This window comes from Cupriavidus sp. D384 (genome assembly GCF_001652915.1).
GTDB lineage: Bacteria > Pseudomonadota > Gammaproteobacteria > Burkholderiales > Burkholderiaceae > Cupriavidus.
This window is the reverse complement of sequence record NZ_BBQI01000094.1, coordinates 82,049-91,143: the sequence shown is the minus strand read 5'-3', so window position 1 is coordinate 91,143 and position 9,095 is coordinate 82,049. Positions and strand designations below refer to the sequence as shown.

Sequence of the window (9,095 nt, the reverse complement as noted above, 5' to 3'; positions counted from 1 at the left end):
GGGCGGGCGGCAATACAAAATGCGACCGTCGCATCTTGAGCCGCTTGCCCTCTCCCCCGCCCCTCTCCCACCAGTGGGAGAGGGGAGACCACCCTCGGTGGCTCAACCTCAAACCTTCTTCTTTTCCCCGATCCGGCTTTCCTTGCCGGCCAGCAGCTTGGCGATATTGGCACGGTGACGCGCGATCAGCAGTACGCTGATGACCAGCACGGCGCCGGCGATGATATCCACGCCGAACATCAGCACGTAGAAGAACGGCGCAAAGATCGCGGCCACCAGCGCGGCCAGCGACGAATAGCGGAAGAAGAACGCGATGATGAGCCAGCTGGCCAGCGTGCCGGCGCCCAGCAGCGGGTGGATGGCGAACAGGATGCCGGCCGCGGTTGCCACGCCCTTTCCGCCCGCAAAGCGGTGGAATACCGGGTACAGGTGGCCCAGGAACACGGCCAGCGCGGCCAGCGCGATGCCGGTATCGTCCACGCCGTAGCCCGGGCCCAGGTGCTTGACCAGCATGACCGCCACATAGCCCTTCAGGCCATCGCCGATCAGCGTCATGATGGCGGCCTTCTTGTTGCCGGTGCGCAGCACGTTGGTGGCGCCGGGGTTGCCGGAGCCGTAGCTGTGCGGATCGGGCAGGCCCATGACCTTGCTGACCACGACGGCGAACGACACCGATCCGATCAGGTAGGCGATGACGGCAAATATCAGGTTGACCATTGTGTGGGAATAAAGACAAGGAATTTCAGGCTGGCGCGATTGTAGCGCGGCGCGGCGTCAGCGGACTCCGTGGTTTCCCCGGCTTCCCGCAATCTGGCGGCCGGCCCGGTCGCCATCAGTCGGGCAGCGCGCAAGTCACCGCCTTGGCGTCCAGCAGGTCGGTCAGCACGCCCGGGGCGATGCTGACCAGGTAGCCGCGCCGCCCGCCGTTGATATAGATGGTGTCCAGCGCCAGCACGGTGCCTTCCACATAGACCGGCATGCGCTTCCTGGTGCCGAAAGGCGACGTGCCGCCCACCATGTAGCCGCTGTGGCGCTGGGCCACCTCGGGCTTGCACGGCTGCACGCTCTTGCAGCCAATCTGCCGCGCCAGGTTCTTGGTCGATACCGAGCAGTCGCCGTGCATCAGCACGATCAGCGGCCTGGCGGCCTCGTCTTCCATCACCAGCGTCTTCACCACGTTGTGCTCGGGCACGCCAAGCTGGCGCGACGATTCGCCGGTGCCGCCGTGGTCGACATAGTCATAGGCATGCTCGCCGAATGCCACGCCCTGCTTGCGCAGCATCTGCGTGGCCGGTGTCTCGGAGATGTGTTTCTGCTTGCTCATGGAAAGGATGGTCCGCGCCGGCTCAACCGCGCGGATGGTGATGCAGGTGCAGCTCGCGCAGGCGCTCGCGCGCCACGTGCGTGTAGATCTGCGTGGTGGAAATGTCGGCATGGCCCAGCAGCAGTTGCACCACGCGCAGGTCGGCGCCGTGGTTCAGCAGGTGCGTGGCAAATGCGTGCCGCAGCGTATGCGGCGACAGCGGGGCGTGGACGCCAGCCTCGCGCGCATGCTTCTTGATCAGGTGCCAGAACGTCTGGCGCGTCATGCCTTCGCCGCGCTGGGTGACGAACAGTTCGTCGCAGGCGCGGCCGGCCAGCAGCGCGGGGCGGCTTTCGGCCAGGTAGCGGCGCAGCCAGTCGCCGGCCTGGGCGCCAAACGGCACCAGCCGTTCCTTGTTGCCCTTGCCCCCGACCACGCGCGCCACGCCCTCGTTGAGCCCGATTTCGATGGTCTTCATGTTCGTCAGCTCGGACACGCGCAGCCCGCTTGCGTACATCAGTTCGAGCATGGTGCGATCGCGCAGGCCCAGCGGCGTTCCCTCGTCCGGGGCTTCCAGCAGCGCCTCGACCTGGCCTTCGGACAGCGTCTTCGGAAAGCGCGGCGGCTGCTTGGCCGGGCGCAGCAACAGGCAGGGATCGGCCTCGATCATGTGCTCGCGCAGCGCCCACTGGTAGAAGCGGCGGAAGACCGTCAGGCGCCGGTTGGCCGACGATGCGCGGGTATCCATGTGGCGTGCCGCGAAGTAGCCGGACAGCGCCGTGTCGTCGACGGCCAGCAGTGCGCTGGTGTCGGTCTCGTGCAGCCAGCGCGCGAGCAGCGCGAGGTCGCGCCGATAGGCATCGATGGTGTTCTTCGACAGCCCGTCTTCGAGCCACAGCGCATCGCAGAAGCGGTCGACCAGCGCCAGGTCGTCGGTCAGCGCCGCGCTCATAGGAGCATCGCCCCCTCATGGCGCAGCAGCCAGCGCTTGACGCCCAGGTGAAAGCCTTCTTCACCGTGATGGGCGAAGCCGCCAAGGCCGTTGGCGGCCACCACGCGATGGCACGGGATCACGATCGGAAACCAGTTCTGTCCACAGGCCTGGCCCACGGCGCGCGGCATGCTCTGCAGCGATCTGGCGATGGTGCCGTATGTGGTCAGCCCGCCGCGCGGCACCGCGCAGATCGCATTCCAGACCTTGCGCTGGAAATCGGTGCCGCGCGCCGCCAGCGGCAGGTCGAAGACCATGTCCGGGTTGTCGTAGTAGGCCGCGAGCTGCTCGGCCACGCGCCGTGTCAGCGCATCGGACGGCGCAATGTCGGCAAACGAATCGGGCAGGTAGACGATCTCGTGGATCTGCGCGCCATCCACGCGCACGCCGACCTTGCCGAATGGCGCGGGCAGGACGGCATCGAAGGGACGTTGCATGGAAGGTGACAGTTCAGGTAGCAAGCCTGGATTTTATGCCGATTTGCCGGACTCACCGTGGTTTTCTCCCGCCTCCGGCCCGGCGGAAGACGAGGCTGGGGGCGGGCGCCGGCGGGTCAATTTCCGGCCACGCTAGCTGGCAGGGTAAAACAAAAAAGGACCACCGGTGAGGGTGGTCCTTGTCACGAGGGTCTGGGAGTCCGGGCGCCGGCCCTCTCTCCCGACCCCTCTCCCGCACAGGCCGAGAGGGGAGAACACCTTTGCACAGCTCGGCTGGCTTACTGCTCCAGCTTGATGTTCTGAACCTTCACCAGGTTCTTCATCTTGTCGAATTCCTTCTTGATCTCGGCGGCGTGCTGGGCCGGCGTGTTGCCCGACGGCTCGGCGCCGGCGGCTTGCAGGCGATCCACGAAGCCCTTGTCCTGCAGCGCCTTGACCACCGCGCCGTTCAGCTTGGCGATGATGTCGTCAGGCGTGCCGGCCGGGGCCACCAGGCCGTACCAGGCCGGATCGTTCGGCTCCTTCAGGCCCATTTCGCCGAAGGTCGGCACGTTTGCCAGGCCATCCACGCGCTTGTTCCAGGCCACCACGATGGGGCGCAGCTTGCCGGCCTTGATGTAGGGCATCGACGACGGCAGGTTGTCCACCATGATCGGCACCTGGCCGGCCAGCACGTCGTTCAGTGCCGGGCCTGCGCCACGGTACGGAATGTGGACCATGAACGTCTTGGTCGACACCTTGAACTGCTCGCCCAGCATGTGGCCGAAGCCGCAGGTGCCCGACGACGCGTACGAATACTTGCCCGGGTTGGCCTTCAGCACGGCCAGGAATTCCTTGTAGTCCTTGGCCGGGAAGTTCGGGTTCACCGCGATCACGTTCGCCACGTTCGCCACGTTGGCGATGGGCTTGAAGTCCTTGATCGGGTCGTACGACAGCTTCGGGTTGCAGGCCGGGTTCACGGCCATCGTCGACACCGTGGAGATGCCGATGGTGTAGCCGTCCGGGGCCGACTTGGCGATGGCGTCGGCGCCGATCGAGCCGCCGCCACCGGCGCGGTTTTCCACCACTACCGGCTGACCCAGGATACGGCTCATCTGGTCGGCCACGCCACGGCCCACGATGTCGGTCGTGCCGCCCGGCGCGAACGGAATGATCAGGCGGATCGGCTTGGCCGGATAGTTGCTCTGTGCTTGTGCTACGGATGCCACGGAGGCGGCGGCCATGAAGACCGTCGAAGCCAGGATCAGTGCTTTCTTGTGAGCTTGCATTGAGGAGAGTCTCCCGTCGTTGAAGCCGGGCGAATCGCGCCCGGGGAGGTCATGAAACACCGGCGCGCCGCTGCGGTTGCAGCAGTGCGCCGGCGTGCTTCGGAATCAGCCGCCCAGCAGGCCGCGCTTCAGGTTGCGGTCCACCGGGTGTTCGCCCAGGAAGATGCGCAGCACTGCCTGGTAGAAATCCTCGCCCGGAATGGTCTGGCCGCGTGGAATGCCGTTCAGCGTCACGGCGGTTCCGCCTTCGGGCGTGAAGTCGAAATTGATGATGTCGCCGCGCTGGGCCGTGCCCAGCTGGGTCATCGTGCGTTCCAGCTGCGTCACGCGGTCGGACAGCAACTGCATCTGCAATTCGGAATGGTTCTCGCGCAGCCCGTCGTTGAGGGTCTTCACGAACTGCGCCGATTCCACCTCGCGCAGCGGGCGGATCTGCAGCCGCTTCGGGCCCGGCGAGCCCAGCACCACGGTGGCATTGCGGGCCCGCTCGGGCAGGTACAGCCCCGCCGCGTAGCCCTTGATCACGAATACCTGCCGTAGTCCGGTGCCGTTGAGCGGCAACTGCCGGCCGCCCAGGCGCGCCATGTCGTCGAAGCGCACGCCGCCAATCTCCATCGCGGATACCGACGGCAACAGCAGGCCGAGCGCCAGCGTCGCGCACAGCGAAACGGCAAGGCGGCGGGCAAGCGTGACTCGGCGGGACGAAGACTGCGTGGACTTCATGGTGCGACAGGCGGCGGCAAAGCCGCGGGCAAGACGAAATTCAGCGTGCCATGTTGTCGGAATTCTGAAAAAATACCCATCCGGATCTGCCCTAGGCTTCACTTTTCACGAAGCCTGCCGTCGGGCGCCACGATAACTACAAAGCATTCGAGACATGTCTGCCGCCCTGCTGCTGGTGCCGGATTTCAGCCTGATCCTTATCGGCTGGCTGCTGGTTCGATTCACCTCGTTCGACCGCGCCTTCTGGGCCGGCGTGGAACGCCTGGTCTACTTCGTCCTGTTTCCGGCGCTGCTGTTGCAATCCACCAACAGCGCGAAATTCGACTTCTCGTCGACCTCGGCCATGCTCGGCCTGGCGCTTGCCACGATGGCTTTCGGCATGGCCACCGGCTATCTGGTGCGCTACGTGCTGCGGCCCGACCCGATCGACTTCGCCTCGGGCTTCCAGACCGCTTTCCGCTTCAATTCCTATATCGGGCTGGCCCTGGCGGCGCGGCTTGGCGGCGGCGAGGGGCTGGCGATGATGGCGCTGGTCGTCGGCGTGACCGTGCCGCTATGCAACGTGGCGGCGGTGTGGGCCCTGGCGCGGCATGGCGAATCGAAGCTGCTGCGCGAACTGGCACGCAATCCGCTGATCCTGGCTACGGCCATCGGCCTGGCAACGAACCTGCTGGGCCTGCATCCACCCGAGGTGATCGGCATGACGCTGGGCCGCCTGGGCTCGGCATCGACCGCGCTGGGCCTGATGACCGTGGGCGCCGGCCTGCAGATGAGCGGGGCCACCGGTGCGGCGGGCCCGATGGCCTGGTGGAGCGGCGTGAAGCTGCTGGCGATGCCGTGCTTTGCGTGGCTGGTCGGGAAGTATCTGCCGCTGACCACGCTGCAGTACCAGATCGTGGTCATCTATGCGTCGCTGCCCACGGCGTCCAGCGCGTACATCCTGGCCGTGCGCATGGGTGGCAACGGGCCGATGGTGGCGGCCACCATTTCGGCCATGACGGTGGCGGCCGTGGTGACCACGCCGGTCTGGCTGTCGCTGGTCAGCTAGCCGATCGGCCCGGTTCGGGGCCGTTCAGCCAGCGGTGTCCTGGGCCAGCGCCCAGTCGATGTGCTCGCGCACGAGCGGCGTGGCGGTATCGCGCCGGGCCAGCAAGGCCGCCCGGATGCGCTGGGCCAGGGGCGGATCGCCGGCCGACGCCACGCGCAGGCTGTTCCCCAGCCCCACCGCCAGGTTGCGCAGCCAGCGCTCGTGACCAATGCGGCGGATCGGGCTGCCTTCGAGCCGCTGGTTGAATTCCGCTTCGGTCCAGCCGAAAAGTTCGGCCATGTCGGGGGCGTCAAAGCCGTTGCGCACGTCGAAATCGGGCAGCGTGGCGCGGTGCGCGAACTTGTTCCACGGGCAGGCCAGCTGGCAGTCGTCGCAGCCATAGACGCGGTTGCCCATCGGCGCACGCAATGCCTCGGGAATCGCGCCCTTGTGCTCGATCGTCAGGTAGGAAATACAACGGCGCGCGTCCAGCCGGTATGGCTCCAGGATGGCGCCGGTGGGGCAGATGTCGATGCAGCGGCGGCAGTTGCCGCAATGGGGCGCCTCCGCCGGATCGGCCGGCAGCGGGATATCGACCAGTATTTCTCCGAGAAAGAACATCGACCCGCCGGCACGGTCCAGCAGCAGCGTGTGCTTGCCGCGCCAGCCCAGGCCGCCCTGGCTTGCCAGCGCCACTTCCATGACCGGGGCCGAGTCGGTGAACACGCGATAGCCGAATTTTCCGATTTCCGTCTCGATGCGCGCCGCCAGCTGCTGCAGCCGGTTGCGCAGCACCTTGTGATAATCGCGGCCGCGCGCATAGAGCGAAATCACGGCGGTAGCCGGGTCGTCGAGCCGCGCCAGTTCGTGGCGGCGCCAGTCGTCGGGGCCCTGCGCGGGCAGGTATGGCATGCGGGCAACGATGGCGCGCACCGTGCCGGGCACCAGTTCATGCGGCCGGGCGCGCTTTGCGCCGTGGTTGGCCATATAATCCATGTCGCCGTGGTAGCCCGCCTGCAACCACGCCAGCAGGCCCGCTTCGGCGTGCCGCAGATCGACATCGGCAATGCGGATTTCATCGAATCCGAGCGCGCGGCCCCAGCCGCGCAGGGATGCCGCCAGCGATGCCAGGTCCACGTCCGGGGTGACGGAGGCGGAATCTGGGCGCGCCGGAGCGGAATCTTCTGCGGGATGCGCGGTTTGCGCGGGGGTAGGGGCGGGCACTGCACGGTCGATCATCCCTGAATTGTACGCAATGCCCTTGCTCGAAGAACGCATCCTGCCGCTGCCCGACGAAATCGCCACCGAACGGTTTGGCGCGGCGCTGGCCGGCGCGGTGCGCAACATGCCGCCGCGCACGGTGCATGTCCAGCTGTCCGGAGACCTTGGCGCGGGCAAGACCACGCTGTCGCGCGCCGTGCTGCGCGCGCTGGGCCATGCCGGCAAGGTCCGCAGCCCTACCTACACGCTGTGCGAGCCCTACGACGTGCAGCGCGCCGATGGCTCGCCGCTGACCGTCTACCACTTCGACCTCTACCGTTTTGCCGATCCCGAAGAATGGATCGACGCCGGTTTTCGCGACTGTTTCGCCGAGCCCGCGTTCAATCTGGTGGAGTGGCCGGAGAAGGCCGGGCGCCTGCTTAGGGAACCCGATCTGCACGTGTTGCTCCAATCGGACAACCGCGTGCCACAAATTGCCGTTAATGGGGATGAAGATGGCGCGGATCGCCGCATGGCGACGTTGCGCGCCTATACTCCCACTGGACTTATCCTGCTGAACGCATGCTGATCAAGCGACTTGCCACCGACCGACCCGATGGACCCGACGGACTGCTTCAGGCCCGCCGCAAATGGATGGCGCAGGCCCTGAAGGCTGGTGCCGGGACGGTAGTGCTGTCGCTGGCCGGCCCGCAGATTGCGTTCGGCGCCGGCATCGTGGCCGTGCGCGTCTGGCCCGCCGAGGACTACACCCGCGTCACGATCGAATCCGACGAGAAGCTCGTGGCCGTCCACCAGATGATCCGCAACCCCGACCGCCTGGTCGTGGACATCGACGGCCTGGACCTGTCGCCCACGCTGCGCGAGCTGGTGGCGAAGATCACCCCGAATGACCCGTATATCCAGTCGGTGCGCGTGGGCCAGAACCGGCCGCGCGTGGTGCGGATGGTGTTCGACCTGAAGGAGGACGTGTCTCCGCAGGTGTTCACGCTGCTGCCGATTGCCGAATACAAGAACCGGCTCGTGTTCGACCTGTATCCGGTCAATCCGCCCGATCCGCTCTGGAAGCTCGTGCGCGACACCGAGGACAAGCAACGCCGCTTTGCCGCGACCCCGCCACCTGCCGGCAGCGATGCCCCGGTGGCCGGCGCGCCCGCCGGGGCCGAGGAAGATGCCATCGGCGCCATCGTGCGCAAGTTCGAGGACCGCGGCCAGCTGCCGCCCGCCACCACCGCGCCGCCGCCTGCCATCGCCGCCGTGAAGCCGAAGCCGTCGACCCCGTCGGCGGCCGACAGGCCGGCCGCACCGCCCGTGCCGCCCCCGATCGCGCAGACCAACGTTCCGCCGCCGAGCCAGTTCAAGATGCGCCGGCTGCTGACCGTGGCGCTGGACCCGGGCCATGGCGGCGAAGATCCCGGCGCCATTGGCGCGGCGGGATCGCGCGAGAAGGACGTGGTGCTGCAGATCGCCACGCGCCTGCGCAAGAAGATCGATTCGGAGCCCAATATGCGCGCCATGATGACGCGCGATTCGGACTTCTTCGTGCCCCTGAACGTGCGCGTGCAGAAGGCGCGGCGCGTGCAGGCCGACCTGTTCGTGTCGATCCACGCCGATGCCTTCGTTTCGCCGGAAGCGCGCGGGGCGTCGGTGTTTGCGCTGTCCGAGCGTGGCGCGTCGAGTTCGGCCGCCCGCTGGCTGGCCAACAAGGAAAACAACGCCGACCTGATCGGCGGCACCAACATGGGCAACAAGGACGCCCAGGTGTCGCGCGTGCTGCTGGACCTGTCCACCACGGCGCAGATCAACGACAGCATGCAGGTGGGCAAGTCGGTGCTGCAGGAAATCGGCGGCATCAACCGGCTGCACAAGGGCAGCGTCGAGCAGGCCGGGTTTGCGGTGCTGAAGGCGCCCGATATCCCGTCGATCCTGATCGAGACCGCGTTTATTTCCAATCCGGAAGAGGAACGCAAGCTCAACGACGACGCGCACCAGGAGCAGCTGGCAAACGCCATCCTGCGCGGTATCAAGGCTTATTTCGCCAAGAATCCGCCGCTGTCGAAGAACCCGTCGGTATAAGACATTGCACGCATAAAAAAACGGCGCCGAAGGTGAAGGCGCCGTTTTTTTT

At 66.7% G+C, this 9,095-nt stretch carries 10 protein-coding genes; 3 read left to right on the top strand and 7 right to left on the bottom strand.

What is annotated here, in order from left to right:
• Positions 1-108: 108 nt before the first annotated feature.
• From plsY to A9J21_RS22530, 6 genes are all read right to left on the bottom strand, one after another.
• On the bottom strand, positions 109-717 hold the full coding sequence (gene plsY / locus A9J21_RS22555) for a glycerol-3-phosphate 1-O-acyltransferase PlsY (RefSeq protein ID WP_066739393.1): 609 nt from the start codon (positions 715-717) through the stop codon (positions 109-111).
• Between the two features lie 115 nt (positions 718-832).
• Positions 833-1,324: an aminoacyl-tRNA deacylase gene (locus A9J21_RS22550; RefSeq protein WP_066739392.1), complete on the bottom strand. Its 492-nt coding sequence runs from the start codon at positions 1,322-1,324 to the stop codon at positions 833-835.
• A 22-nt stretch (positions 1,325-1,346) separates the two neighbouring features.
• The gene (xerD, locus tag A9J21_RS22545; RefSeq protein WP_066739391.1) at positions 1,347-2,255 is read right to left on the bottom strand and encodes a site-specific tyrosine recombinase XerD; all 909 of its coding nucleotides are present in this window, start codon (positions 2,253-2,255) and stop codon (positions 1,347-1,349) included.
• On the bottom strand, positions 2,252-2,731 hold the full coding sequence (locus tag A9J21_RS22540) for a methylated-DNA--[protein]-cysteine S-methyltransferase (RefSeq protein ID WP_066739390.1): 480 nt from the start codon (positions 2,729-2,731) through the stop codon (positions 2,252-2,254). Before A9J21_RS22540 ends, xerD begins: the two co-directional genes overlap by 4 nt.
• 278 nt (positions 2,732-3,009) lie before the next feature.
• Positions 3,010-3,999, bottom strand: a complete 990-nt coding sequence (locus A9J21_RS22535) for a tripartite tricarboxylate transporter substrate binding protein BugE (RefSeq protein WP_066739389.1) — start codon at positions 3,997-3,999, stop codon at positions 3,010-3,012.
• Positions 4,000-4,104: 105 nt separating this feature from the next.
• Entirely contained in the window at positions 4,105-4,722 is a 618-nt protein-coding gene (locus A9J21_RS22530) for a chalcone isomerase family protein (RefSeq protein WP_066739388.1), read from the bottom strand.
• Positions 4,723-4,876: 154 nt separating this feature from the next.
• Here A9J21_RS22530 and A9J21_RS22525 point away from each other — a divergent pair, with 154 nt between their 5' ends.
• Positions 4,877-5,770 carry an AEC family transporter gene (locus tag A9J21_RS22525; RefSeq protein WP_066739387.1) on the top strand — a complete coding sequence of 298 codons (894 nt, stop codon included), beginning with the start codon at positions 4,877-4,879 and terminating at the stop codon, positions 5,768-5,770.
• Between the two features lie 24 nt (positions 5,771-5,794).
• Here A9J21_RS22525 and queG read toward each other — a convergent pair whose 3' ends face one another.
• Positions 5,795-6,988, bottom strand: coding sequence for a tRNA epoxyqueuosine(34) reductase QueG (queG, locus tag A9J21_RS22520; RefSeq protein WP_066739386.1), 1,194 nt, complete (start codon positions 6,986-6,988; stop codon positions 5,795-5,797).
• 16 nt (positions 6,989-7,004) lie between these two features.
• On the opposite strand from queG, the gene tsaE reads away from it, so the two are divergent.
• Both tsaE and A9J21_RS22510 read left to right on the top strand, forming a co-directional pair.
• On the top strand, positions 7,005-7,538 hold the full coding sequence (gene tsaE, locus A9J21_RS22515; RefSeq protein ID WP_066739385.1) for a tRNA (adenosine(37)-N6)-threonylcarbamoyltransferase complex ATPase subunit type 1 TsaE: 534 nt from the start codon (positions 7,005-7,007) through the stop codon (positions 7,536-7,538).
• A complete protein-coding gene (locus A9J21_RS22510; RefSeq protein WP_066739384.1) occupies positions 7,532-9,043 on the top strand; it encodes an N-acetylmuramoyl-L-alanine amidase in 1,512 nt (503 codons plus the stop codon). The genes tsaE and A9J21_RS22510 overlap by 7 nt, the downstream gene beginning before the upstream one ends.
• Positions 9,044-9,095: the final 52 nt, after the last annotated feature.